23 protein-coding genes are annotated in these 25105 nt (G+C 71.8%); 15 read left to right on the forward strand and 8 right to left on the reverse strand.

The features are described from left to right. Window positions 1-3 precede the first annotated feature (3 nt). The 4 genes from OG978_RS13440 (at window position 4) to fabF (ending at window position 3586) form a co-directional block, all read left to right on the forward strand. On the forward strand, window positions 4-918 hold the full coding sequence (locus tag OG978_RS13440) for an ACP S-malonyltransferase (RefSeq protein ID WP_326765456.1): 915 nt from the start codon (window positions 4-6) through the stop codon (window positions 916-918). Window positions 919-931: 13 nt separating this feature from the next. Further along, window positions 932-1933 carry a ketoacyl-ACP synthase III gene (locus OG978_RS13445; protein ID WP_326765457.1) on the forward strand — a complete coding sequence of 334 codons (1002 nt, stop codon included), beginning with the start codon at window positions 932-934 and terminating at the stop codon, window positions 1931-1933. Between the two features lie 64 nt (window positions 1934-1997). After that, window positions 1998-2246, forward strand: a complete 249-nt coding sequence (locus OG978_RS13450; RefSeq protein ID WP_072483507.1) for an acyl carrier protein — start codon at window positions 1998-2000, stop codon at window positions 2244-2246. A gap of 77 nt (window positions 2247-2323) precedes the next feature. Continuing rightward, window positions 2324-3586 (forward strand): beta-ketoacyl-ACP synthase II, encoded by a 1263-nt coding sequence (fabF, locus tag OG978_RS13455; RefSeq protein WP_326765458.1) that lies wholly within the window; start codon window positions 2324-2326, stop codon window positions 3584-3586. A 119-nt stretch (window positions 3587-3705) separates the two neighbouring features. On the opposite strand, the gene OG978_RS13460 is transcribed toward fabF, so the two are convergent. After that, the gene (locus OG978_RS13460) at window positions 3706-4200 is read right to left on the reverse strand and encodes a DUF3145 domain-containing protein (RefSeq protein ID WP_326765459.1); all 495 of its coding nucleotides are present in this window, start codon (window positions 4198-4200) and stop codon (window positions 3706-3708) included. Window positions 4201-4550: 350 nt separating this feature from the next. Here OG978_RS13460 and OG978_RS13465 point away from each other — a divergent pair, with 350 nt between their 5' ends. After that, on the forward strand, window positions 4551-5459 hold the full coding sequence (locus tag OG978_RS13465; RefSeq protein WP_326765460.1) for an SGNH/GDSL hydrolase family protein: 909 nt from the start codon (window positions 4551-4553) through the stop codon (window positions 5457-5459). 11 nt (window positions 5460-5470) lie between these two features. Continuing rightward, entirely contained in the window at window positions 5471-6469 is a 999-nt protein-coding gene (locus tag OG978_RS13470) for an aldose epimerase family protein (RefSeq protein ID WP_326765461.1), read from the forward strand. 50 nt (window positions 6470-6519) lie between these two features. On the opposite strand, the gene OG978_RS13475 is transcribed toward OG978_RS13470, so the two are convergent. Continuing rightward, a complete protein-coding gene (locus OG978_RS13475) occupies window positions 6520-8991 on the reverse strand; it encodes a beta-glucosidase (RefSeq protein ID WP_326765462.1) in 2472 nt (823 codons plus the stop codon). Window positions 8992-9142: 151 nt separating this feature from the next. Here OG978_RS13475 and OG978_RS13480 point away from each other — a divergent pair, with 151 nt between their 5' ends. Then, window positions 9143-9739: a TetR/AcrR family transcriptional regulator gene (locus OG978_RS13480; protein ID WP_326765463.1), complete on the forward strand. Its 597-nt coding sequence runs from the start codon at window positions 9143-9145 to the stop codon at window positions 9737-9739. Window positions 9740-9858: 119 nt separating this feature from the next. After that, entirely contained in the window at window positions 9859-11814 is a 1956-nt protein-coding gene (locus tag OG978_RS13485) for an FAD-dependent oxidoreductase (RefSeq protein ID WP_326765464.1), read from the forward strand. Window positions 11815-11836: 22 nt separating this feature from the next. On the opposite strand, the gene OG978_RS13490 is transcribed toward OG978_RS13485, so the two are convergent. From OG978_RS13490 to OG978_RS13505, 4 genes are all read right to left on the reverse strand, one after another. Beyond that, window positions 11837-12445 (reverse strand): LysE family translocator, encoded by a 609-nt coding sequence (locus OG978_RS13490; RefSeq protein WP_326765465.1) that lies wholly within the window; start codon window positions 12443-12445, stop codon window positions 11837-11839. A gap of 15 nt (window positions 12446-12460) precedes the next feature. Then, entirely contained in the window at window positions 12461-13252 is a 792-nt protein-coding gene (locus OG978_RS13495; RefSeq protein WP_326765466.1) for an EI24 domain-containing protein, read from the reverse strand. A 162-nt stretch (window positions 13253-13414) separates the two neighbouring features. Then, window positions 13415-13843: an organic hydroperoxide resistance protein gene (locus OG978_RS13500; RefSeq protein WP_266419559.1), complete on the reverse strand. Its 429-nt coding sequence runs from the start codon at window positions 13841-13843 to the stop codon at window positions 13415-13417. A gap of 90 nt (window positions 13844-13933) precedes the next feature. Beyond that, window positions 13934-14953 (reverse strand): NADP-dependent oxidoreductase, encoded by a 1020-nt coding sequence (locus OG978_RS13505; RefSeq protein ID WP_326765467.1) that lies wholly within the window; start codon window positions 14951-14953, stop codon window positions 13934-13936. A 149-nt stretch (window positions 14954-15102) separates the two neighbouring features. Here OG978_RS13505 and OG978_RS13510 point away from each other — a divergent pair, with 149 nt between their 5' ends. From OG978_RS13510 to OG978_RS13525, 4 genes are all read left to right on the forward strand, one after another. After that, complete coding sequence (locus OG978_RS13510) at window positions 15103-15546, forward strand: MarR family winged helix-turn-helix transcriptional regulator (protein WP_326765468.1); 444 nt, start codon at window positions 15103-15105, stop codon at window positions 15544-15546. Between the two features lie 32 nt (window positions 15547-15578). Further along, window positions 15579-16148 (forward strand): hypothetical protein, encoded by a 570-nt coding sequence (locus OG978_RS13515; RefSeq protein WP_326765469.1) that lies wholly within the window; start codon window positions 15579-15581, stop codon window positions 16146-16148. Window positions 16149-16295: 147 nt separating this feature from the next. Then, window positions 16296-17333 (forward strand): rod shape-determining protein, encoded by a 1038-nt coding sequence (locus OG978_RS13520; RefSeq protein ID WP_326765470.1) that lies wholly within the window; start codon window positions 16296-16298, stop codon window positions 17331-17333. 22 nt (window positions 17334-17355) lie between these two features. After that, window positions 17356-18966 carry a GAF domain-containing protein gene (locus OG978_RS13525; RefSeq protein ID WP_442817682.1) on the forward strand — a complete coding sequence of 537 codons (1611 nt, stop codon included), beginning with the start codon at window positions 17356-17358 and terminating at the stop codon, window positions 18964-18966. Here the strand turns inward: OG978_RS13525 and OG978_RS13530 are convergent. Beyond that, window positions 18944-19375 carry an Lrp/AsnC family transcriptional regulator gene (locus OG978_RS13530; protein ID WP_326765471.1) on the reverse strand — a complete coding sequence of 144 codons (432 nt, stop codon included), beginning with the start codon at window positions 19373-19375 and terminating at the stop codon, window positions 18944-18946. The genes OG978_RS13525 and OG978_RS13530 overlap by 23 nt on opposite strands. A gap of 148 nt (window positions 19376-19523) precedes the next feature. Here OG978_RS13530 and OG978_RS13535 point away from each other — a divergent pair, with 148 nt between their 5' ends. The 3 genes from OG978_RS13535 (at window position 19524) to OG978_RS13545 (ending at window position 23754) form a co-directional block, all read left to right on the forward strand. Continuing rightward, window positions 19524-20732, forward strand: coding sequence for an MFS transporter (locus OG978_RS13535; protein ID WP_326765472.1), 1209 nt, complete (start codon window positions 19524-19526; stop codon window positions 20730-20732). 189 nt (window positions 20733-20921) lie between these two features. Further along, a complete protein-coding gene (locus tag OG978_RS13540; protein WP_442817683.1) occupies window positions 20922-22385 on the forward strand; it encodes an acyl-CoA synthetase in 1464 nt (487 codons plus the stop codon). Next, entirely contained in the window at window positions 22378-23754 is a 1377-nt protein-coding gene (locus OG978_RS13545; protein WP_326765474.1) for a carboxyl transferase domain-containing protein, read from the forward strand. The genes OG978_RS13540 and OG978_RS13545 overlap by 8 nt, the downstream gene beginning before the upstream one ends. 67 nt (window positions 23755-23821) lie before the next feature. Here the strand turns inward: OG978_RS13545 and OG978_RS13550 are convergent, their stop codons facing one another. Beyond that, window positions 23822-25087: an MFS transporter gene (locus OG978_RS13550; RefSeq protein ID WP_326765475.1), complete on the reverse strand. Its 1266-nt coding sequence runs from the start codon at window positions 25085-25087 to the stop codon at window positions 23822-23824. Window positions 25088-25105 lie beyond the last annotated feature (18 nt).

Below are 25105 nucleotides of genomic sequence, written 5' to 3' on the forward strand. Positions count from 1 at the left end.
AGGGTGCTCGTACTCGTCGCTCCCGGCCAAGGCGCTCAGACGCCCGGCTTCCTGACTCCCTGGCTCGATCTCCCCGGTGCCACCGACCGCATCGCGGCCTGGTCCGACGCCATCGGGCTCGACCTCACCCACTACGGCACCAAGGCCGACGCGGATGAGATCCGTGACACCTCGGTGGCACAGCCGCTGCTGGTGGCCGCCGGTCTGCTGTCCGCCGCCGCGCTCGACGCGTCGCCGGATGTCGTCGCAGGTCACAGCGTTGGCGAAATCACCGCCGCAGCCTTCGCCGGAGTCATCGGCGACGAGGCCGCGCTACGTCTCGTACGGACCCGCGGGCTCGCCATGGCCGAGGCCGCGGCGGTCACCGAGACCGGTATGGCGGCGCTGCTGGGCGGCGACCCCGACGTGTCGGTCGCGCACTTGGAGAAGCTCGGGCTGACCCCGGCGAACGTCAACGGAGCCGGCCAGATCGTCGCCGCGGGCACCGCCGCGCAGATCGCCGCGCTGACCGAGGACATGCCCGAGGGCGTGCGCCGCGTGGTGACCCTCAAGGTCGCCGGTGCCTTCCACACGCACCACATGGCCCCCGCCGTCGACCGGCTGCGCGAGGCCGCCGCGGAGCTGGAGACCGCCGACCCGGCCGTGACATATGTCTCGAACGCCGACGGGAAGGCCGTCGCCACCGGTGACGAGGTCATCTCGCGGCTGGTCGGCCAGGTGGCCAACCCGGTCCGCTGGGACCTGTGCATGGAGACCTTCAAGGAGTTGGGCGTCACGGCTCTCATCGAGGCATGCCCCGGCGGCACCCTCACGGGCCTTGCCAAGCGCGCGCTGCCCGGCGTCAAGACGCTCGCGCTCAAGACCCCCGACGACCTCGACGCGGCCCGCGCGCTCATCTCCGAGCACGCAGGCGTCTAAGGAGCCCGAGAGAATGTCGAAGATCAAGCCCAGCCAGGGCGCCCCGTACGCACGGATCATGGGTGTCGGCGGCTACCGCCCGACCCGTGTCGTGCCCAACGAGGTGATCCTCGAGACGATCGACTCGTCCGACGAGTGGATCCGTTCGCGCTCCGGCATCGCCACCCGCCACTGGGCCTCCGAGGAGGAGACCGTGGCCGCGATGTCCGTGGAGGCGTCCGGCAAGGCCATCGCGGATGCCGGGATCAGGCCCGAGCAGATCGGCGCCGTGATCGTCTCCACCGTCTCGCACTTCAAGCAGACCCCGGCCATCGCGACCGAGATCGCCCACCTGGTCGGTGCGGGCAGGCCCGCCGCCTTCGACATCTCGGCCGGCTGCGCGGGCTTCGGCTACGGGCTGACCCTCGCCAAGGGCATGATCGTCGAGGGTTCGGCGGAGTACGTGCTGGTCATCGGCGTGGAACGGCTCAGCGACCTCACCGACAAGGAGGACCGCGCGACGGCCTTCCTCTTCGGCGACGGCGCCGGCGCGGTCATCGTGGGCCCCTCCAAGGTGCCCGCCATAGGCCCGACCGTCTGGGGTTCCGAGGGCGACAAGTCCGAGACCATCAAGCAGACCGTGGCGTGGGACGAGTTCCACGCCGAGCGCCCGGAGAAGTTCCCGGCCATCACGCAGGAGGGCCAGGCGGTGTTCCGCTGGGCCGTCTTCGAGATGGCAAAGGTCGCCCAGCAGGCGCTGGACGCGGCCGGGATCTCCCCCGAGGACCTGGACGTCTTCATTCCGCACCAGGCCAACATGCGGATCATCGACTCGATGGTGAAGACCCTGAAGCTGCCGGAGAACGTCACCGTCGCCCGCGACGTGGAGACCACCGGCAACACCTCCGCCGCCTCGATTCCGCTCGCTATGGAGCGGCTTCTGGCGACCGGTCAGGCGAAGAGCGGCGACACCGCGCTCGTCATCGGCTTCGGGGCGGGTCTCGTCTACGCCGCGACGGTCGTTACCCTCCCCTAGGCACACCAGGCCTTTTTCGGCCCGCAAGCCCCAACCTGCAGATAAACATCGAAGGAGCGCCAACATGGCCGCCACTCAGGAAGAGATCGTCAAGGGTCTCGCCGAGATCGTCAACGAGATCGCCGGTATCCCGGTCGAGGACGTCCAGCTGGACAAGTCCTTCACCGACGACCTGGACGTCGACTCGCTGTCCATGGTCGAGGTCGTCGTCGCCGCCGAGGAGCGCTTCGACGTCAAGATCCCCGACGAGGACGTCAAGAACCTCAAGACGGTCGGCGACGCTGCCGACTACATCCTCAAGCACCAGGGCTGATCAGGCCTGCTCCTGTGTCGCCACCCGGCGGTGGCGCCGCTGATTCACGACCCTCTACACGTGGAGAAGATTTTCCAGTGAACTCGACCAATCGCACCGTGGTCGTCACCGGTATCGGCGCAACCACTCCGCTGGGTGGCGACTCGGCGTCGACCTGGGAAGGTCTGATGGCCGGTCGTTCCGGCGTCAAGCCTCTCGAGGGCGAACGTTTCGCTGAACTGCCCGTCCGGATCGCCGCACTCGCGGCCGTCGACCCGGGCGACGTCCTGCCCCGCCCGCTCGCCCGCAAGCTGGACCGCTCGGCGCAGTTCGCGCTGATCGCGGCCCGTGAGGCCTGGGCGGACGCCGGTTTCACCGGCAAGGCCGGTGAGGACGAGAACATCCAGCCCGAGCGGCTGGGCTCAGTCATCGCCTCCGGCATCGGTGGCGTGATCACCCTGCTCGACCAGTACGACGTGCTCAAGGAGAAGGGCGTACGCCGCGTCTCCCCGCACACCGTGCCCATGCTCATGCCCAACGGCCCGGCGGCCAACGTCGGCCTGGAGGTCAACGCCCAGGCCGGTGTCCACACCCCGGTCTCCGCCTGCGCCTCGGGCGCCGAGGCGATCGGGTACGCCGTCGAGATGATCCGCACCGGCCGTGCCGATGTGGTCCTCGCCGGTGGCACCGAGGCGGCGATCCACCCGCTGCCGATCGCCGCGTTCGCCAACATGATGGCGATGTCCAAGAACAACGAGGAGCCCGAGAAGGCCTCCCGTCCGTACGACACGGGCCGTGACGGCTTCGTGCTCGGCGAGGGCGCCGGGGTCGTCGTCCTGGAGTCCGCGGAGCACGCCGCGAAGCGTGGCGCCAAGGTCTACTGCGAGGTGCTGGGCCAGGGGCTGTCCGCGGACGCCCACCACATCGCGCAGCCCGAGCCGACCGGGCGCGGTATCGCCGCCGCGATGGAGAACCTGCTGGACCAGACGGACCTCAAGCCGTCCGAGGTCGTGCACCTCAACGCGCACGCCACGTCGACGCCGCAGGGTGACGTCGCGGAGCTGAAGGCTCTGCGCAAGGTCCTGGGCGACGACCTCGACCATGTCGCGATCTCCGCGACGAAGTCGATGACCGGTCACCTCCTCGGTGGCGCGGGCGGCATCGAGACCGTCGCAACGGTCCTGGCGCTGCACCACCGGATGGCTCCGCCGACGATCAACGTGGAGCACCTCGACGAGGCGGTGGAGGCGGACATCGTGCGCGATGAGCCCCGTCCGCTGCCGGAGGGTTCGATCGCCGCGATCAACAACTCGTTCGGGTTCGGCGGGCACAACGTGGTCCTGGCGTTCCGCAGCGTCTGACCCGCAATGAATCAAGCCCCTCCGGCGTTTGAGGAGCGGGGGTACGGGGGCAACGCCCCCGCCGGGGCTCCGCCCCGGACCCCGCTCCTCAATCGCCGGAGGGGCTCATTTTCGCGCCGTCACACCACCTGGTGCAGCCACCGCACCGGCGCGCCCTCACCCGCATGGCGGAAGGACTCCAGCTCGTCGTCCCACGGCTTGCCGAGCAGTTTGGCGATCTCGGCCTCCAGGTCGCTCTCGCCCCGCACCGACCGTGCCAGTGCCGCCCGCAGCCGGTCCTCGGGGACCAGGATGTCGCCGTGCATGCCGGTGACGGCGTGGAAGATGCCGAGGCCGGGCGTGGAGCTGTAGCGCTCGCCCTCCGACGTGGGGCTCGGCTCCGACGTCACCTCGAAGCGCAGCAGGTCCCAGCCCCGCAGTGCGGAGGCGAGTTTGGACGCCGTGCCGGCGCGGGCCTGCCAGGAGAACTCGGACCGCCAGGTGCCGGGCGCGGCAGGCTGTCTGATCCAGTCCAACTGAACCCGCACACCGAGGACACCACCCACCGCCCATTCGACATGGGGGCAGAGCGCGCGCGGTGCGGAGTGAACGTACAGAACTCCACGTGTCGTCACCGGGACCTCCAGTGTGGGACGAAGTTCGCCTTCCCCAGCGGCCTCGCGCCCGTGCCGTCTCTTCTCGGCCGGCTCCCGAGGTTGTCATCAGTAAACAGCATCGGGGTGAAACTCCTGAAAAGGGAAAGTATGTGACGTGATGTGATTTCCAGAAAGCCACCCGAGTGGAGCCGGGCGGGGGAACGCGCCGCTGGTTCGACGAGGAAAAGCTACCGCGCGGCGGGGTCCCAGGTGTGACGTACGGTCGGTCCTGGGCCCATCATTCGCTCAGCTTTCACCCGCCAGGGCGGCCGGGCCTTCCGACCGGTGCCACCAGGGGTTGCCGGGGGCATAACCGAGGGGACCATGGGATGCAGGATCGTTCCTCCCGCCGCCGTTCGCGTACCGCGGCCGCTGTCCTGGCGGCGGTCTCACTGCTCGGCACGGCCGTTCTGACCGGTTGTGACTCCGGCCGGGAGGGGACGACGAAGGGGGCGGCCGCGCAGCCGTCCGCCCGGCCCGGCCCGGTCTGGGACCGCGAACCGGGTTCGGTGGCCGCCGTCGGCGACTCCATCACCCGCGGTTTCGACGCCTGTTCGGTGCTGGCGGACTGTCCGGAGGTGTCCTGGGCGACCGGCACGGACAACGAGGTGCGCAGCCTCGCCGTGCGGCTGCTCGGTGAGTCGGGGGCCGCCGTGCGCAGCTGGAACCACGCCCAGACGGGGGCCAGGATCGCGCAGTTGCCGGAGCAGATGGCGCTGGCCGCGAAGGAGAAGCCGGATCTGGTGACGGTGATGATCGGCGCCAATGACGCCTGCCGGGACTCGGCGCGGTACATGACTCCGGTGGCGGATTTCCGTGCGTCGTTCGAGGCGTCGATGCGTCAGCTGCGGGCCGGGGCGCCCAAGGCGCAGGTGTACGTGTCGAGCGTGCCGGACCTCAAGCGGCTCTGGTCGACGGGGCGCGGCAACGCGCTGGGCAAGCAGATCTGGAAGCTGGGGATCTGCCAGTCGATGCTGGGCGACGCGGACGACATGGGCGCGCCCGCGGCGGCCCGCCGCGCATCGGTGCAGGACCGGGTCGTGGCGTACAACAAGGTGCTGCGGGAGGTCTGCGCGAAGGACCTGCGCTGCCGCTACGACGGCGGGGCGGTCTTCGACTACCCGTTCACCGGCAGGCAGCTCAGCCCGTGGGACTGGTTCCATCCGGGGCGCGACGGGCAGGCGAGGCTGGCGGAGATCGCGTACCGCAATGTCACCGCCGCCCGGCCCCCGGCGTAAGGTCCGTGATCATGGTCACTGGTTCGGGCACGGCGATACGTACGGAAGACTTCGGCACCCTCGCGGACGGCACACCCGTGCACCGCTGGACGCTGGAACGGGACGGTACGCGGGTGCGCGTGCTGACGTACGGCGGCATCGTGCAGTCGGTCGAGGTGCCGGACCGGGACGGGGCGCGGGCGGGTGTCGCGCTCGGGCTGCCGGACCTCGCCGGGTACGAGACGTTCTCCGGCCCTTATTTCGGCGCGCTGGTCGGGCGGTACGCGAACCGGATCGGCGGCGCCCGTTTCGAGCTGGACGGGCGCACGCACCGGTTGACGCCGAACGAGGGGCGCAACCAGGTGCACGGCGGGGCCAGGGGCTTCGACAAGCGCGTGTGGCAGGCGCGGGAGGTGGCGGACGGCGTCGAGCTCTCGCTGGTCTCCGAGGACGGCGAGGAGGGCTTCCCGGGCCGTCTCGCCGTGTCGACGGCCTACACCCTGGACCAGGGCGGGGCGCTGCGGATCGCGTACCGGGCGACGACCGACGCCCCGACGGTGCTGAACCTGACGAATCACACGTACTGGAACCTCGCGGGCGACGGCAGCGGCAGCGCGCTCGGACAGACGCTGCGGATCGCGGCCGGGCGGATCACTCCGGCGGACGCCGAGTCGCTGCCCACGGGCGAGTTCCTGCCGGTGGACGGGACCCGGTTCGACTTCCGTGCGCCGGCGCCGGTCGGCGCGGGCTACGACCACAACTTCGTGCTGGACGGGGCGGGGACGGGCCCGGCGGCCGAGCTGTACGACGCGGCCTCGGGTCGCGTGCTGACCGTGGCCACGACGGAGCCGGGGCTCCAGCTGTACACGGCGGACCACTTCGACGGGCGGCCGTTCGGACCGTGCGCCGGGATCGCGCTGGAGACCCAGCACTTCCCCGACTCCCCGAACCGGCCCGCGTTCCCGAGCACGGTGCTGCGGCCGGGCGAGGAGTTCGTCTCGACGACCGTGTACGGGTTCGGAGTGCGCTGACGGCGCGGCAGGGGTACGGGGCGCCGCCCCGTACCCCTGCCGCCCGGCCGCTATTCCTTGATGTCCACGGTGGCCGTCCCGCGTACGTCACCGAGCGAGCGGGCCGCCTGCACCTCGTACGTGCCGGGGACGAGGACCCAGTCGTACGCCTCCTCGTCCCAGATCTCGTAGGCGCGCCGCTCCAGCGCGATCACCGCCTCGGCGCTCTCGCCGGGCGCCGCCTCGACCCGTGCGAAGCCGGCCAGCCAGCGGGCCGGGCGTTCGGCGGTGTCGTCCCGGGGCGCCAGGTAGATCTGGACGGTCTCGGCGCCCGGCCGGGTGCCGGTGTTGCGGACGCGGACGGTGACGGAGTCCGGACCGGCCGCCAGGCTCTCGTACTCCCAGGTGGTGTAGCCGAGTCCGTGGCCGAAGGGGTACGCGGGCGCGGTGCCGGCCTTCTCCCAGGCCCGGTAGCCGACGAAGACGCCCTCGTCGTAGTGGAGTTCGCCGTCGGTGGGGGCGGTGTTGGAGACCGGGACGTCGGCGAGCGCGGCGGGCCAGGTGGTGGGGAGGCGGCCGCCCGGTTCGTCCGCGCCGAGCAGGACGTCCGCCAGGGCGTGGCCGGCCTCCTGTCCGGGGAACCAGCCGAGCAGGACGGCGGCGACCTCGTCGCGCCACGGAAGCTCCACCGGGGAGCCGGAGTTGACGATCACGACGGTGTTCGGGTTGGCGGCCGCGACAGCCCTGACGAGGTCGTCCTGATGGCCGGGGAGCCTGAGGTCGGTGCGGTCGAAGCCTTCGGACTCGACGCGTTCGGTGGTGCCGACGACGACGATCGCGGTGTCCGCGGCGCGGGCCGACTCGACGGCCTCGGCGATCAGCTCCTGGGGGTCGCGGCGCGGGCCGAGGTGGCAGAAGGCGAACGAGACGCCGGGGATCGGCGCGTCGTCGCCCAGGGTCTCGGGGACCTGCCGCAGCGAGACCTGGACGGGTTCGCCCGCGGTGAGCGTGATCCGGCCGCGCTCCAGCGGGTTGCCGAAGAAGGCCTCGCCCGGGTCGTCGGAGCCGGTGACCCGGTGGATCCCGTCGTACAGGGTCTCGCCCGCGACGGTGAGGGTGAGCGCGCCGGTGCCGCGGGTGCCGAAGACGTGCTCGCCGCTGTCGCGCGGGACGAGGGTGCCGGTGATCTCGACGCTGTGCAGCGTCCGGCGGCTGACGCCTTCGGGGAAGTCGTCGCCGATCCACTGGAGGGTGCCGCCCCGCAGCGGTGCGGAGCCGATGACGTTGCCGGCCTCGTCGTAGCAGACGGCCTTGAGCTCGAAGCCCTTCTCGGCGGGGGTGAGTTCGGTGTTCGGGTCGGCGCCGACGCGGTAGTCGACGACGTCCTCGGGGAGGGCGGCGACGAGGCCGTCGAGCGGGGTGACGATGTGGTGCGGGAAGACCTGGGCGGAGCCGCCGCCGAGGACCCGGGCGTCCCGGGCGAGCGCCCCGCTGACCGCGACCTTGCGGACGGCCGCCGGGTCGATGGGGAGGGCGGCACGTTCGTTGCGTACGAGGACGAAGGAGCGGCGGGCGATCTCGCGGGCCAGGGCGTCGCCGTCGACGGCTTCGGGGCGGCCGGCCTCGTCGACGACGGGCGGGGCGCCGTCCAGGATGCCGACGCGGGCGGCCAGCCGCAGCACGTTGCGTACGGCGCCGTCGACCACGGACTCCTCGACCTCACCGGCCCGTACGGCGTCGGCGAGCGCCTTGCCGTACACCGTTTTCGGGCCCGGCATCGCGACGTCGAGGCCGCCGTTGACGGCGGCGACGGTGGAGCGGGCGGCCAGCCAGTCGGAGACGATGTAGCCGTCGAATCCCCATTCGCCGCGGAGCACCGCGTTCTGCAGGTAGCGGTGCTCGGTCATGGTGGGGCCGTTGACCCGGTTGTAGGCGGCCATGATGCCCCAGGGGTGGGCGTTCTTGACGATGCGTTCGAACGGGGCGAGGTAGATCTCGCGCAGGGTGCGCGGGGCGACGATGTTGTCGACGGTGAAGCGGTCGGTCTCGGCGTCGTTGGCGACGAAGTGCTTGACGGTCGTGCCGACCCCGCCGTCCTGCACACCGAGCACATAGCCGGTGCCGATCTCGCCGGTGAGGTACGGGTCCTCGCTGTACGTCTCGAAGTGGCGCCCGCCGAGTGGGGAGCGGTGGAGGTTCACGGTCGGGGCGAGGAGGACATGCACCCCCTTGCGGTGGGCCTCCTGGGCCAGCAGCCGGCCGGCCCGGCGGGCCAGGGCCGGGTCCCAGGTCGCGGCCAGCGCGGTGGGCGAGGGCAGGGCGACGGACGGGTCGTCGGCGCTCCAGGCGACGCCCCGGACCCCGATCGGCCCGTCGGACATCACCAGGGAGCGCAGCCCGACGGCGGGGAGCGCGGGCAGCGACCACATGTCCTGGCCGGCCAGCAGCCGCGCCTTGTCGTCGAGCCCCAGCGCGGCGAGGGCCGCGTCGACCACGGCCTCGCGGGCCGCATCGGGGTTGGTGGGTGTGGACGCGTCTGCCACGGCCGTTCCTCCTCGTCGGATTCTGTACTGAATGCCTCCATACTGACTCCATCACAGGTAGACCAGTAGGTTTCGTTATCACTCTGTGATAATTGGGGATGGCGTACGGTCCCAGTGCGGGACCGATGGAGCGCCGAAAGGGGCCGGGGCGATGGTGCGGGCCAGAAGTACGGAGCGGCGGGCGGAGATCGTCCGGGCCACGCTCGAAGTGATCGCCGAGCGCGGCTACCGGGGCGCCTCGCTGAGCGCCGTCGCCGAGCGGGTCGGCCTCAGCCAGCAGGGGCTCCTGCACTACTTCCCGACCAAGGAGGCGCTGCTCGTCGCCGTGCTGAAGGAGCGCGACCAGTGGGACACCGGTGGCGGCACCCGGAGCGACGGCGTCTGGCGGATCGAACTGCTGGCCTCCCTCGTCGAGTACAACGCGATGCGGCCCGGCATCGTCCAGACGTTCTCGGCGCTGCTCGGCGAGAGCGTGACGGAGGGGCATCCCGCGCGGGAGTTCTTCACCCGCCGCTACACCCAGGTCCGGGCGAGCATGGCGGCGATACTGCGCGCGGAGTACGGCGAACAACTGCCCGGCGGGCTGACCCCGGAGCGCGCGGCACCGCTGCTCGTGGCGGTGCTGGACGGGCTCCAGTACCAATGGCTGCTGGACCCGGACTCGGTGGACATGCCCGCGGCGTTCGGGGATTTCCTGGCGCTGCTGCAGCCGACGGGACCAGGGACTCCGGAGAACCCGCAATCATGACATGACCTGCGGCGACACGGGGGAGAACCTGATCAATGAGCGCCACCTGCGGGTGATTTCGGGGCGGTCTACGCGCGTCCGGGCGTAGGGCACCCTCCCCGGCGCCCCAGGGTTGCCGCATGACTTCCAAGCCCGCCGGATCATCCTCCGGCCTGCCCTCCCGTCGCACCCTGATCACGGGTGTCACCGCCGGTGCCGCCACCCTGGCCGTCTCCGCCGCCGGATCCGCGAGCGCCGCCGCGCCCGCCGCCGCCGGATCCGCCGCCGCGTCCGGTACCGCGCTCGCCCCCGCGGCCACCGGCTCGGACTGGGACGCCTGCCTGACCATCGCCCGCGCCATCCTCGTACGCGATGAACAGGACCAGCCGCTGGTCCCCGTCTACCGCGACATCCTGCTGTCCAAGGGCCTGCCGCGCAGCCGCAAGAGCCCCAAGAAGGTGCTGATCATCGGCGCCGGCCCGGCCGGGCTCACCGCCGCCCATCTGCTCCGCGCCGCCGGACACACCGTCACCGTCATCGAGGCCAACGGCAACCGCGTCGGCGGCCGGATCAAGACCTTCCGCAAGGGCGGTCACGAGAACGCGAAGGCGCCGTTCGCGGACCCGAACCAGTACGCCGAGGCCGGCGCGATGCGCATCCCCGACAGCCATCCGCTGGTCACCGGCCTCATGGACAGCTTCGGCCTGAAGCGCCGCCCCTTCTACCTGGTGGACGTCGACGCCGAGGGCCGGCCCGTCAACCACACCTGGATCCACGTCAACGGCATCCGGATGCGCAAGGCCGACTACGCGGCGAAGCCCCAGGCGATCAACCGCTCGTTCGGGGTCCCCGCCGAGTTCGAGAACAAGACCGCCGCGACGATCGTGCGGGATGCCTTCAAGCCCGTGCGGCAGGAGTTCGAGGGCAAGGAGGGCCGGGAGCTCGTCGAGGGCTGGGCGCGGGTCATCCAGCGGTACGGGCACTGGTCGATGTTCCGCTTCCTGACCGAGGCGGCCAAGCTGGACGAGCGCACCGTCGACCTCATCGGCACGGTCGAGAACCTCACGTCCCGCCTCCATCTCGCCTTTGTGCACAGCTTCATCGGGGCCTCCCTGATCAGCCCGGACACCGCGTTCTTCGAGCTGCCGGACGGCACGGCCACCCTGGCCGACGCGATGTACAAGCGGGTCAAGGACGTGGTGCGGCTGGATCGCCGGGCCACCAGGATCAGTTACGGCACCGACAGAGTCGAGGTCGAGACCGTGTCCGAGGGCCGCGACGGCAAGCCGCTGGTGCGTCAGAAGTTCACCGGCGACCGGGCGATCATCACCGTGCCGTTCTCCGGGCTGCGCCACATCCCCGTCGCGCCCGCGCTGTCGTACGGCAAGCGGCGCGCGATCACCGAGATCCACTACGACGCGGCGACCAAGGTACTGCTCGAATTCAGCCGCCGCTGGTGGGAGTTCGAGGAGAAGGACTGGAAGACCGAGCTGGAGAGGATCAAGCCCGGTCTGTACGACGCCTACCGGCTGGGCAAGGCGCCGGCCGACGGTTCACTGCTGGGCGCCCACCCCTCCGTACCGCCCGGCCACCTCCCGCCCAACCAGCGGGTGCACTACGCGGCGTACCGGGCCACCGCCCGCAACCAGCCCGAGGCGGCGCATGTCATCGGCGGCGGATCGGTCACCGACAACCCCAACCGCTTCATGTTCCAGCCCTCCCACCCGGTCGAGGGCAGCGCGGGCGGTGTCGTCCTCGCCTCGTACAGCTGGGCCGACGACGCGTTGAAGTGGGACTCGCTGGACGACGACGAGCGCTATCCGCACGCCCTGGGCGGGGTGCAGGACGTGTACGGGCAGCGCGTCGAGGTGTTCTACACGGGCGTCGGCGCCACCCAGTCGTGGATGCGTGACCCGTACGCGTACGGCGAGGCCTCGGTGCTGCTGCCCGGCCAGCACACCGAACTCTTCGCCGATGTGAGGTCGGTCGAGGGGCCACTGCACTTCGCCGGCTGCCACACCTCGATCAAGCCGGCCTGGATCGAGGGGGCGCTGGAGTCGGCGGTCAGGTCGGCGCTGGAGGTGCACCGCAGCTGACCCGCGCAGGGCGGGCGTTCGCTCAGCGGGCCAGGCCCAGGGTGACGCCCAGTCCGACGAGCACCGATCCGATGCCCCGGTTGAGGGCCTTCTGCCACTTCAGCATCGAGGTGCGCAGGCGCGAGTTCGAGAAGAACAGCGCGACCAGGGCGAACCAGCCGAAGTGGGCGGCGGACATGAACAGCCCGTAGCCGGCCTGCTGCCACACGCTGGTTCCGGGCCCGACGACCTGGGTGAAGGTCGACACGACGAAGAGCGTGGTCTTGGGGTTCAGCGCGTTGGTGAGGAAGCCGGTGCGCAGGGCCCCGAACCGCGTCAGCTGCGGCTTGGACTCCAGGTCGACATCGAGATCGCCGCGGGCGAAGAAGGTCCGCAGCCCGATGTAGACGAGATAGGCCGCGCCGACCAGCTTGATCGCGGTGAACAGGGCGGTCGACGAAGCGATCAGCAGCCCGACGCCGAGCATCGTGTACGTGACGTGGACGAGCACGCCCGCGGCGACCCCGAGTGCGGCCATGAGCCCCGTCGTACGGCCGTAGAGGTAGCTGTTGCGGATGACCATCGCGAAGTCCGCGCCCGGGCTGATGACGGCCAGGACGGTGATGACGGCGACAGCGATGAGCTCGGTCATGGGCGGATGATCTCCTCAGTCCTTGTCGAGGGTGTACGGGGCGGGCGGCGCGTCCTCGTCCTCGTCCTCGTCGGACAGCACCAGGTCACGCGCCAGCAGAGTCGCCCCGGCGACGGCGCCCGGCATCAGGAACACGGCGACGAACGGGATCAGGAAGGCGAGTCCCAGCGGTACACCGAAGCCGAGGGTCAGCAGACGGCGACCGCGCAGCAGGGCGAGCCGGTCCTTCAGCACCATGCCGCGGCGCTGGAGCGCGACGGCGGTGAGCTCCTCGGCGAGGAAGTAGCCGGTGACACAGAAGCCGATCACGGGGACGACGGTCTGGCCGAGCACCGGGATGAATCCGAGGGCGAAGAGCAGCACCGCGTAGAGCCCCACCCTTACCAGGATGCGGACGCTGTCGCGGGCGGAGATCCACAGCTCCCGCCAGAGCGGCAGCCCGGACTCGGGGACCTCGCCGCCCTCCGTGCGGTCGACCTGCTCGGAGAGCGATTCGTAGAAGGGCTGGCCGACCAGCAGGGTCACGGCGGTGAACGTGATCACGGCGAGGAAGAGCCCGAGGCCGAAGACCAGCACGGTCAGGGTGTTGCGGAGCAGGGCGAGCCAGGGCGAGGACCAGTCGTCGGCGAACGGGGTCGCCCAGTCCACGAAGTCGTCGGCGCCGTAGCCGAGACCGGTGAGCGCCGCCGCGTACAGGACGAGGGTGACGAGTCCGGGCAGCAGCCCGAAGCCGAACCAGCGTCCGTGCCGGCCGACCCAGCGTTGTCCCTTTATCAAGTACCCGAAGCCCGCCCCAAGATCACGCATGACGTCAGCGTACTGGCGGGGAAGGGCCGCCGTCGGACCGGCGGTTGTCGCGGACACGCCCGAGGGCCGCACCCCTTCGCGGGATGCGGCCCTCGGGCCTCTCGTTTGGTTCAGGCCGGATCCAAACGAAAGACCCCAGGCCTGTTGCGGATGGGCCGGCGGTCAGGCGACCGACAGCTCGACCTTGATGTTTCCCCGAGTGGCGTTCGAGTACGGGCACACCTGGTGGGCCTTCTCGACGAGCGACTGCGCGGTGGCGGTGTCGACGTTCGGAATGGTGGCGCTGATCGCCACCTCCAGGCCGAAGCCGCCCTCGGCCGTCTTGCCGATGGAGACCTCGGCGGTCACCGTGGAGCCGGAGATGTCCGCCTTCTCCTGACGGGCCACCACGCCGAGCGCACCCTGGAAGCAGGCGCTGTAGCCGGCCGCGAAGAGCTGCTCCGGGTTGGTGCCCGCGCCGCTTCCGCCCATGGCCTTGGGCGGGTTGACGATGACGTCGAGGTTGCCGTCGTCGGACGAGACGCGGCCGTCACGGCCGTTCTCGGCGGTGGCGACGGCGGTGTAGGCAACGGTGATGTCCTGAATGGTCATGCTGAGGATTCCTCCTGCTGTGCGCCGCGACTCGCGCCCACGATCGCGGCGGCCTGTTGGATGAGCCTAACGGGTGTGCCGGGGCGGCTGTCAGGCGAGGGAGACGATCATCTTCCCGGTGTTCTCGCCGCGCAGCAGACCGAGGAAGGCGTCGAAGCCGTTCTCGATGCCCTCGACGAAGGTCTCGCGGTACTTCAGCTCGCCCGAGGCCAGCCAGCCGGCGACGTCCTGGACGAACTGCGGCTGGAGTGCGGCGTGATCGCTGACGAGCATGCCCTGGATGCGCAGCCGCTTGCCGATGACGAGGGCGAGGTTGCGCGGGCCGGGGGTCGGCTCGGTGGCGTTGTACTGGGCGATCATTCCGCAGACGGTGACGCGGCCGTGCAGGTTGAGCGAGGAGATCGCCGCTTCGAGGTGCTCGCCGCCGACGTTGTCGAAGTAGACGTCGATGCCGTCGGGGGCGGCCGCGCGCAGCTGCTCGACGACCGGGCCGTTGTGGTAGTTGAAGGCCGCGTCGAAGCCGTACTCCTCGACGAGGAGCTTGACCTTCTCGTCGGAACCGGCCGAGCCGATGACCCGCGAGGCGCCCTTGATCTTCGCCATCTGGCCGACCTGGCTGCCGACCGCGCCGGCCGCGCCGGAGACGAAGACGGCGTCGCCCTCCTTGAAGGAGGCCACGTCGAAGAGGCCCGCGTAGGCGGTGAGCCCGGTCATGCCGAGCACCCCGAGGTAGGCGGAGAGCGGGGCGAGCGACGCGTCGACCTTCACAGCGTGCTTGGCCGGGACCTCGGCGTACTCGCGCCAGCCGAGGCCGTGCAGGACGTGGTCGCCGACCGCGAAGCCCTCGGCGTTCGAGGCGATGACCTCGCCGACCGCTCCGCCGTCCATGGGGTGGTCGAGCTTGAAGGGCGGGGTGTACGACTTCACGTCGTTCATCCGGCCCCGCATGTACGGGTCGACCGAGAAGTGCAGATTGCGGACGAGGACACGGCCCTCGCCGGGAGCGGCGACCGGGGCCTCACGCAGCGCGAAGTCCTCGGCCTTCGGCCAGCCGTGGGGGCGGGCGACGAGGTGCCATTCACGGCCGGACGTGGGAAGTGCTGCTGACATGGGCTCGGGGTCTCCTCAATGTCCTACGAGCTGGGGGAAGCTCGGCCGGGCGGTCGGGGCCGCACCGGGGAAGCGAGATACTTCAGGTGGTGAAACAACCATGCTCCTGAATATTTCATGTTGTCAAGCAACCGGCTATCCTGGGTGTCATGGCCACCACCCGTACAGACCCTCTGACCCTCGAAGTCGTCGAGCTCATCGGTACCGTCGTGGCGCGCTACTACGAGGAGTACGACGAGGCGGCGGCAGCCCACTCGCTCACCGGTGCGCAGGCGCGGGTTCTCGGGCTGCTCTCGCTGGAGCCGATGCCCATGCGCAGGATCGCCCAGAAGCTGAAGTGCGAGCCGTCGAACGTCACCGGCATCGTCGACCGGCTGGAGACGCGCGGCCTGGTGGAGCGCAGGCCGGATCCGGCCGACCGGCGGGTGAAGCTGGCCGCTCCGACGGAGCTGGGCGCGCGGACGGCGCAGCAGCTGCGCGATTCGCTCACCTTCGCCCGGGAGCCGCTGGCCGAGCTGTCGGACGGGGACCGGGCGATACTGCGGGACCTGCTGCGCCGGATGCTGGGCGAGCCGGGCCGGTCCGCCGGATAGGCCCTGGGGCCGGGGTGTGGAACCGTTGAGCCATGACCGCGCCCGCGTCGCCCTTCGGCCCCCGTGAGTTCCAGCTGGTCCTCCTGCGCCGCATGGCCGACCATCAGCCCGGCCTCGTCGAGGACGCCCGGCACGAGCTGGGCGCGTCGCTCGCCGAGATGCGCGAGGCCAACCGCCGCTGGCAGGCCATGGTGCGGGCGCCCGGCGGACGGGGCGCCCTGCGCCGCTACCGTTCGGTGCTCGGCGAGCCCGTGTCGTCCGTGCGCCGCTCGATCGGCGACCTGGAGTGCGACGCGCTGCGGTGGCCGATGGAGCTGTGGCCGGATCTGTGCTTCGAGGTGATGGTCGCGCCGGGCGGCACGGTGTGGAACGAGTGGCTGGTCCGGACGCCGGGGGCACCGGGCCCCGAGCTGCGCACGGTCGAGGATCTGCGGCCCTGGTCGGGCACGGTCGACGAGGTCGCGCGGGCCTTCGCGCCGGCCCGCCCGATGGAGGGCAGTGCGCCGACCCGGTGGGCGCTCGCGATCACCGCGCCGGGAACGGGCAGGCCGTACGCCGCCGAGTTCACCTGGGGACTGTTCCAGCGGCTGCTGCCGGGTTGATTCCCGCGTGCCGCACCCTTCTGTCGGCCCGTCAACTCAGTACCTCCTACGGCTCACCCCAGCGCGCGCCACGACTCCGAACGGCGCACGATGCGAGAGAGACCGGCTGCCGCCGGTGCCACCGTCCGCGCTCTCGGGAGATCTGCCGTGACCGTCAGTCTTGAGCAGTTGCGCCGCTGCCATGTCGCCGTCGACCTCGGGGCCGCCCGGACCCGTGTGTACGTCAAGGGCCTCGGGCTCGTCGTCGACGAGCCGAGCGTCGCCGCGGTGAACACCCGTACCGGGTCGCTCATCGCCGTCGGCGCGTTCGCCGAACAGATGACGGGCCGTACCCCCGACTACATCCGGGTGGCCCGCCCGGTCACCGGCGGAACCGTCGTCGACATCGAGATGGCCCAGCGCATGCTCCGCCATCTGCTCGGCGAGAAGCTCCGCCGCCAGCTGCGCCGCAAGCCGCGGCTGCGGGCCGCCGCCTGCACCCCGCACGACAGCGATCCGCTCGCTCAGCGGGCCGCCGTCGAGACGATGGTCGGGATCGGTGCCCGGCGGGTCGAACTGGTCGACACCCTGATCGCGGCGGCCGTCGGCTGCGGGCTGCCGGTCGAGCAGCCGACCGCCACCATGATCATGGTGTGCGGGGCCGCGACCACCCAGATCGCGGTGCTCTCGCTCGGTTCGATCGTGAGCGCCGTACGCATCCCCGTCGGCGGCGACGCCATCGACCACGCGGTGATCCAGCATCTGCGCCAGCACCATGAGCTGATGCTGCCGAGCCAGTCGGTGCGCCCGCTGCAGCTGGCGCTCAGCGGCTCCGGGCTGACCTCGAAGGGGCCCGCCACGACCGAGATCCACGGCCGTGACGTGGCGACCGGTCTGGCCCGCTCGGTGCAGGTCGACACGGCAGCCGTGCGCCAGGCCATCCACGCCCCGCTGACCGCGGTCCTGGACGGGCTGGGCACGATCCTGCGCGACTGCCCGCCCGATCTGGTGGCCGACCTGGTGGACTGCGGAATCATGATGGTCGGCGGGAGCGCACTGCTGCCCGGTCTCGACCAGATGCTGCGGGACGCGACGGGCGTGCCGGTGCACATCGCGGAGCGGCCGGACGTCTGCGCGGTGCTGGGGCTCGGTGCCATGCTGGACGGAAAGATCGAGCCGCTGGTCCTCGACCCGCTCGCCTGCTGAGCACACCCTGGGGGTGCGGCGCATGACCGACGACACGACGGACACGGCCGTGGGGCGGCCCGGCGAGGAGGCCGCCGTGGCGGCCTCCGTCCCGGAGAAACCCCCGCTGTCGATGCTCCTGGAAGCGGTGCTCAGCATCGGCTCCGACCTCGAACTGCGGGCCATGCTCCAGCAGATCGTGGACACCGCGACGGCCCTGACCGAGGCCCGGTACGGCGCGCTCGGCGTGCTCGACCCGGAGCACGGCACCATCGGTGAGCTGTACACCTCGGGGCTCGACGACACCGAGCGGCAGCGGATCGGCCGGTTCCCGGACGGGCACTCCGGGATGCTCGGCTCTCTCGTCGACGAGCCGGAGCCGTTGCGCCGCGACGACCTGACCGCCGACCCGCGGGCCGGCGGGGTGCCGCCCGGCCATCCGCCGGTGCGCTCCTTCCTCGGGGCGCCGATCCGGGTCCACGACCAGGTCTTCGGCAACCTTTACCTCGCCGAGAAGCACACCGGCGGCTTCACCGATTCGGACGCGGCGGTGCTGAGGGCGCTGGCCGCGCAGGCCGGCATCGCGATCGCCAATGCCCGGCTGTACGCGGCGGCCCGGCAGCGGGAGCGCTGGATCGAGGGGGCGGCCGCCGTCACCACCACGCTGCTGACCGGCGGGAGCGCGGACGACGCGCTGATGACCGTCGCGGAACGGGCCAGGACGCTCGCCGACGCCTGTGCCGGGGTCATCCTCCAGCCGAACGAGGAGGGCGGGATGGAGATCGTCACCGCGTCCACGCTCGACGACCCGGCCGGGATCGTCGGTACGGCCATCGCGCCCGGCTCCGATGTGCTGGCCCAACTGCTGGGCGGGGAACCGGTGTTCATCGAGGACTCGGCGACCGATCCGCGGATGACGACACATGTGCGGTCGCGGTTCGGCCCCAGCATGATGCTGCCGCTGCAGAGCGGCGGACGGCTGATCGGCACCCTCGCCCTGCCCCGGCGACGCGGCGACCGCCCGTACACGGCCGTGGACCGGCTGCTGGCCACACAGTTCGCCTCGCAGGCCGCACTGGCGCTGGTCCTGGCGGACGCCCGGCACGACCGGGAACAGCTCGCGGTGTACGAGGACCGGGACAGGATCGCCCGCGATCTGCACGACCTCGTGGTCCAGCGGCTGTTCGCGACCGAGATGATGCTGGAGTCGACCCGTCGCAGGGCCGCCGCCCCGGATACGGACGAGCTGCTCGGCAGGGCCGTCGACGAGCTGGACTCCACCATTCAGGAGGTGCGGACGGCGATCTTCGCCCTCCAGCAGCCGCCCGCCGAGGCCCCCGCCACCTTCCGCGGCCGGGTGCTGCGGGAGACCGGGGGCGCCGCCGCCGTACTCGGCTTCCCGCCGTCGGTGCACTTCAACGGGGCGGTCGACGCACTGGTCCGGGATCCCGTGGACCGGCAGCTGCTCGCCGCGCTGCGGGGCGCACTCGCGGCCGCGCACCGGCGGGCCGGGGTGTCGGCGATCGAGGTGGAGGTGGACGCGACGGCCGAGCTGCCGGACGGGCGGGCCGCGGTCCGGCTGACGGTCGCCGACGACGGCCGCGAGGAGGACGGCTCGCGCTCGTCGACCGTCACCTGGCAGGCGCCGCTCTGAGCGCGACCCGGGTGTTGGAGTGGGCGACCCCCGCCTCCCGCTTGAGCCTGCGCAGCAGCCCGTCCAGAGCCGCGGTGTCGGCGACGGTGGCCCGTACGAGATAGTCGTGGCCGCCGGTCACATGGACCACTTCGGTGATGCCGGGCAGGGCGAGCACCGCCCGTTCGAACACCTCGTTCGTCGTATCGATCCGCAGCGACACCTCGATGAAGACGACAAGGCCGGTGCGGGTGTCGGCGGCCGGGTCGATGATCACGGTGAAGCCGCGGATGACACCGTCGCGGCGCAGTCTGCGCACCCGGTCGGCCGCCGCGTTGGCGCTGAGCCCGACCCGTACGCCCAGATCGCGGTACGAGATCCGGGCATCCTCCTGGAGGATGCCGAGGATTTCCCTGTCCAGACGGTCCATACTGCGATTGTCGCAGCTTTGTCCGGTTTGCGACTGGGCAAGTAGTGTCCGCCGGTACCCCTCCCCCGTTACCGGTCCCCCCGCCGGGTGTGACCCGCATGGCGCATTTCGGCAGGCCCGCGGCCCCTGCCCGCCCTTGACTGAGGGGGTGGATACAGCTGTCAAGCAGTCCCCCGCACCGGTCGACGCGCCGTCCTCGGCCGCCTGTCGCAACCTCGCGATGGCCACGATCGGCTTCGGGCTCACCTTCTGGGCCTGGAATCTGATCGCGCCGCTGTCCGGGGACTACAAGGAGCGGCTGGGGCTGAGCTCGTTCGAGCAGTCGCTGCTGGTGGCGGTGCCGGTGCTGGTCGGTTCGCTGGGCCGGATCCCGGCGGGCGCGCTCACCGACAAGTACGGCGCACGGCTGATGTTCCCGCTGGTCTCGGCCCTCACCATCGTGCCCGTGCTGCTGCTGATCCCGGCGCGGGACTCCTACGGCGCGATGCTCGCCGTGGGCTTTCTGCTGGGCCTGGGCGGCACCACGTTCGCGATCGGCATCCCGCTGGTCAACTCGTGGTTCCCGCCCGCCAAGCGGGGTCTCGCGCTCGGGGTGTTCGGCATGGGCATGGGCGGTGTCGCCCTGTCCGGGTACTTCACCCCGCGGATCGCCGGGCACGGCGACAACCTGCCGTACCTGGTGGTCGCGGCGGCGCTCGTGGTGTACGCGGCGCTGGCCGCGGTACTGATCACCGACCGTCCGGGCCGCCCGGTGCCGACCGACTCGCTCGCCCACCGACTGGCCGACGCCGGACGGCTGCGGGTCACCTGGGAGCTGTCCGCGCTGTACGCGATCGGGTTCGGCGGCATCGTCGCGTTCGGCGTCTACCTCCCCACGTATCTGAAGACCTGGTACGACCTGTCGCCCACCGACGCCGGCACGAAGGCCGCCGGGTTCGCCCTGGTCACGGTCGTCTTCCGGCCGATCGGCGGCTGGCTCTCGGACCGCGTGCACCCGGCCGTGGTCACGGCGGCGGCGCTCGGCCTGGCCGCCCTGATGGCGATCGTCCAGGCCTTCGACCCGCCGCTGGCCCCGGGCGGCACGATCGCGCTGCTCTGCATGGCGGCGGGCCTGGGCACCGCGAGCGGCAGCGTCTTCGCCCTGGTCTCGCAGGTGACGCCGCAGGCGAAGGTGGGCAGCGTGACCGGGATCGTCGGCGCGATGGGCGGGCTGGGCGGCTTCGTGCCGCCACTGGTGATGGGGGCGATCTACAGCGCGAAGGGGTCGTACTCGATCGGCTTCATGCTGCTGTCGGACCTGGCGCTGGCGGGGTGCGTGTACGCGTACGGCCGCATGCGGGGACTCCAGCGGGACTAGGGCGGTCCGGCGGATCGCGGCCGGGGTCGCGGCGTCTGGCACGGCACCTCGCGGCGTTGCCGAAACGTCCGAATAGCTCCGCTATTAAGACGCTCCGGCGCCTTGCGATGCACCGCACCAGACGCCGCGCCCTGTCCGACCCTGTTCCGCCGGACAAGCCCTAGGGCGTCACCTGGGGCAGCCCTTAAGGTGCGGTGGGTGACTCCTCTTCTGTTTGTGCCGGATGACGGTTCGACCCGGGAAGCCACCCGGTTCGGCGAACACACCATGACCTACGACCGGTTGACCACCGCCTCCACCGCGCTCGCCGAGCGTCTCGCCGGGGCCGGACGGGTCGCCGTCTGGGCCACTCCCACACCCGAGACCGTGGTCGCCGTCGTGGCCGCGCTGCGTGCCGGGGTGCCTGCGGTTCCGCTCAACCCGAAGACGGGAACGCGCGAACTCGCCCACATCGTGGCCGACAGCGAACCGACCGCGGTGCTGGCCGGGGCGGGCGACACGCTCCCGCCGGTGCTGGACGCGCTGGACCGCATCGACGTCGACACGGCCGCCGAGGGCGCCCGCGCCACGCTCCCCGAGCCCTCCCCCGAGTCCCCCGCGCTGATCGTCTACACCTCCGGCACCACGGGCCCGCCCAAGGGCGCGATCCTGCCGCGACGGGCGATCGCCGCCTCGCTCGACGCGCTGGAGGACGCCTGGCAGTGGACCGGCGACGACGTACTCGTCCACGCCCTGCCGCTGTTCCACGTGCACGGTCTGATCCTGGGCGTGCTCGGGCCGCTGCGCCGGGGCGGATCGGTGCGGCACCTGGGCAGGTTCTCCACCGACGGGGTGGCCCGGGAACTGTCGTCCGGCGGCACCATGCTCTTCGGCGTACCGACGATGTACCACCGGCTGGCCGAGGCCCTCGACGGCCCCGGGGCGGAGGGGCTGGCGAAGGCGCTGGCCGGAGCCCGGCTGCTGGTGTCCGGGTCGGCCGCGCTGCCGGTGCACGACCACGAGCGGATCGCGGCGGCCACCGGCCGCCGGGTCATCGAGCGGTACGGCATGACGGAGACTCTGATGAACACGGGCGTCCGGGCCGACGGCGAGCCGCGCCCCGGAACGGTCGGCGCGCCCCTGCGCGGCGTGGAGCTCCGCCTGGTCGAGGAGGACGGCACCGTCCTCACCGAGGGCAGCACCGGCCCCGACGCCATCGGCGAGATCCAGGTACGCGGCCCGAATCTCTTCACCGGCTATCTGAACCGCCCCGACGCCACGGCCGCCGCGCTCACCGAGGACGGCTGGTTCCGTACGGGGGACATGGCCACCCGGGACGCCGACGGCTACGTACGGATCGTCGGGCGCAAGGCCACCGACCTGATCAAGAGCGGCGGTTACAAGATCGGCGCCGGGGAGATCGAGAACGCGCTCCTGGACCACCCCGGTGTCCGCGAGGCCGCCGTCACCGGTGAGCCGGACCCGGATCTGGGCGAGCGGATCGTCGCCTGGGTGGTGCCGGCCGACCCTGCGTCGCCGCCGTCCGAGGGCGAGCTCGCGGACCATGTGGCCGCCCAGTTGTCCCCGCACAAGCGTCCGCGCACGGTCCGCTACCTGGAGGCGCTGCCCCGCAACGACCTCGGCAAGATCATGAAACGGTCGCTCCATGACTGACCGGATGGGCGCGAGAGCGGCGATCGCGGCACTCACCGCGGACTTCGAGGAGCTCACGGAAACCGCGACGCCCGGCCACGACGGCGCCGGGGACGGGCCCCTCTCCTGGGCCGGGTACGCGGACTCCCGGGCCCGCGCCGCCGCCCGGACCGGCGAGGAGGAGTCCGTCGTCCACGGCCTCGCCTCGGTCGGCGGCCGGCGCTGCGTGCTGATCTCGTTCGAGTTCGGGTTCCTGGGCGGCTCGCTGGGGCAGCGCACCGGGGACCGGCTGGAGGCCGCGTACGAGGCCGCCCGGACCCGGGCGCTGCCGCTCGTCTCGCTCATCGCGACGGGCGGCAGCCGGATGCAGGAGGGCATGGTCGCCCTGACCCAGCTCCAGCGGGTGGCCCGCGCCTCGGCGCGGCTGCGGGCAGCGGGCCCCGCGCAGCTAGCGGTCCTGCGCGACCCGACGACGGGAGGCGGCTGGGCCACTCTGGGGGCGGGCGCCGATGTGATCCTGGCGCTGCCGGGCGCCCAGGTCGGGTTCGCCGGTTCCCGGGTACGGCCGCCGGACGCGGACCCCCACGCGTACACCGCCGAGGGCCAGCTGGCCGCGGGCCAGATCGACGCCGTCGTCCCGCCGGACGAGCTCCCGGAGACGGTGGCCCACTGGCTGCGGGCACTGCACGCCCCGGACTCCCCGGCGCTCCCCGCCCCCGTGCCGGACGCCCTGTCCGCCACCGGGCTCCCGGTGACCGGCTGGGACGCGGTACGGCAGGCCCGCTCGCCCTCCCGGCCGCGCGCCGAGGCGTATCTGGACGCGTACTTCGACCACCGGCTCCCGCTCGGCGGCGACCGCTGCGGGGGTACGGACCCGGGGCTGCTCTGCGGCTTCGGGCGGCGCGGCGGCCGGTCGGTCGCGTACGTGGCCCAGTGCGGCACCGCGACCCGCCCGGCCGGATACCGCACGGCGGCGCGGGTGATCCGGCTGGCCGACCGGCTCGGCGTTCCCGTGCTCACCCTGATCGACACCCCGGGCGCGGCCAACGACGCGGAGGCGGAACGGACGGGCGCGGGCGCCGCCATCGCCGGCGCCTTCGCGGCGATAGCCGAGGCCCGGGTCCCCGTCACCACGCTGGTGATCGGCGAGGGCGGTTCGGGCGGCGCGCTGGCGCTCGCGGCGCCGGGGAACACCCATGTCACCCGGGACAGCTACTTCTCGGTCATCGCCCCGGAGCTGGCGGCAGCGATCCTGAAGCGCGCTCCGGACCAGGTGCACGCCACGGCCGACCAGTTGCGGCTGCGCCCCCAGGACCTGGTGGAACTGGGCTTCGCCCGCTCGGTGGTGGGGCCGCCGCGGGACGGGACCGGGGACCTGCCGCGGGAGTGAGGCGCGGGCGGGGCCCCGTCACGGCTGGGGCCCCGTCACAGCCGGGCCCAGTCATGGCCGGGGCCCGTCACGGCTGAGGGTCCCGCGCGTCGTACCGTGCGAAGCCCCGCCACCGCAGCCCCAGCAGGGCCACCGCGACGACACAGGCGATCCCGCCCCCGGTCACCGCCAGGCCGGGCGAGGTCAGGTCGGCGACCGATCCCGCCAGGAAGTCGCCGAGCCGCGGCCCGCCCGCCACGACGACGATGAACACACCCTGGAGCCGTCCTCGCATCTCGTCCGGCACGGCTGCCTGGAGCATGGTGTTGCGGAAGACCATCGAGATGGTGTCCGCGCACCCGGCGAGCGCCAGGAAAATCAGCCCGAGCCAGAGCTGCCGGGTCAGGCCGAAGACCGCGATGGCGGTGCCCCAGCAGGAGACGGCGAGCAGCACGGCGAGGCCGTGGCGCCGGATGCGCCCCAGCCAGCCGGAGAACACCCCGCCGAGCAGCGCCCCGAACGCCGGAGCGGCGACCAGCAGTCCGGTGGTCTTCGCGTCACCGCCGTACCAGAGGACGGCGACGACGGGGAACAACGCCCGGGGATGGGCCAGCACCATGGCGCACAGATCGGTGAAGAAGGTCATCCGGAGATTGGGCCTGGTCCCGAGGAAGCGCAGCCCGTCCGCGACGGATGCCCGCTTGTCCCCCGCGCCTTCCTCCCGCTGGGGCAGCATGGAGGGCAGCCGCCACATCGCGTAGAGCGAGGCGGTGAAGGTGATGGCGTCGACGGTGTACGCGGCCCGGTAGCCCCACCAGCCGACGACGAGCCCGCCGAGCATCGGCCCGACCAGCGTTCCGGTGGTGCCGGTCATGGAGTTGAGGGCGTTGGCGGCGGGCAGCTGCTCGGCCGGCAGCAGTCGGGCGATCATCGAGCTGCGGGCGGGCGAGTTGACCGCGAAGCAGGCAGCCTGGAGGCCGACGATCGCGTACAGCAGCCCCACCTGCTCCACCCCGGCGACGGTGATGGCGACAAGGGCGACGGAGAGCACGAACGACCCGGCGGAACTGGCCAGGCCCAGCTTGCGCCGGTCGATGGTGTCGGCGACGGCCCCGCCGTACAGCCCGAAGACGACCAGCGGCAGGAACGAGCAGAACCCGATGAGCCCGACCGAGAAGGCGGACCCGGTGATGTCGTAGACCTGGAGAGACACGGCGAGCGCCGTCATCCCCTGCCCGACCCAGGAAACCGTGTTCCCGAACCAGAGCCGCCGGTAGTCGGGGGAGGTCCGCAGGGGCGTCAGGTCGGCGAATATGCGGGTGCGGGGGGCAGGTTCTCCGGTCGTTTCGGTCACAGCGGATAGTAACGACCG

This window comes from Streptomyces sp. NBC_01591, assembly GCF_035918155.1.
Classification (GTDB): Bacteria; Actinomycetota; Actinomycetes; order Streptomycetales; family Streptomycetaceae; genus Streptomyces.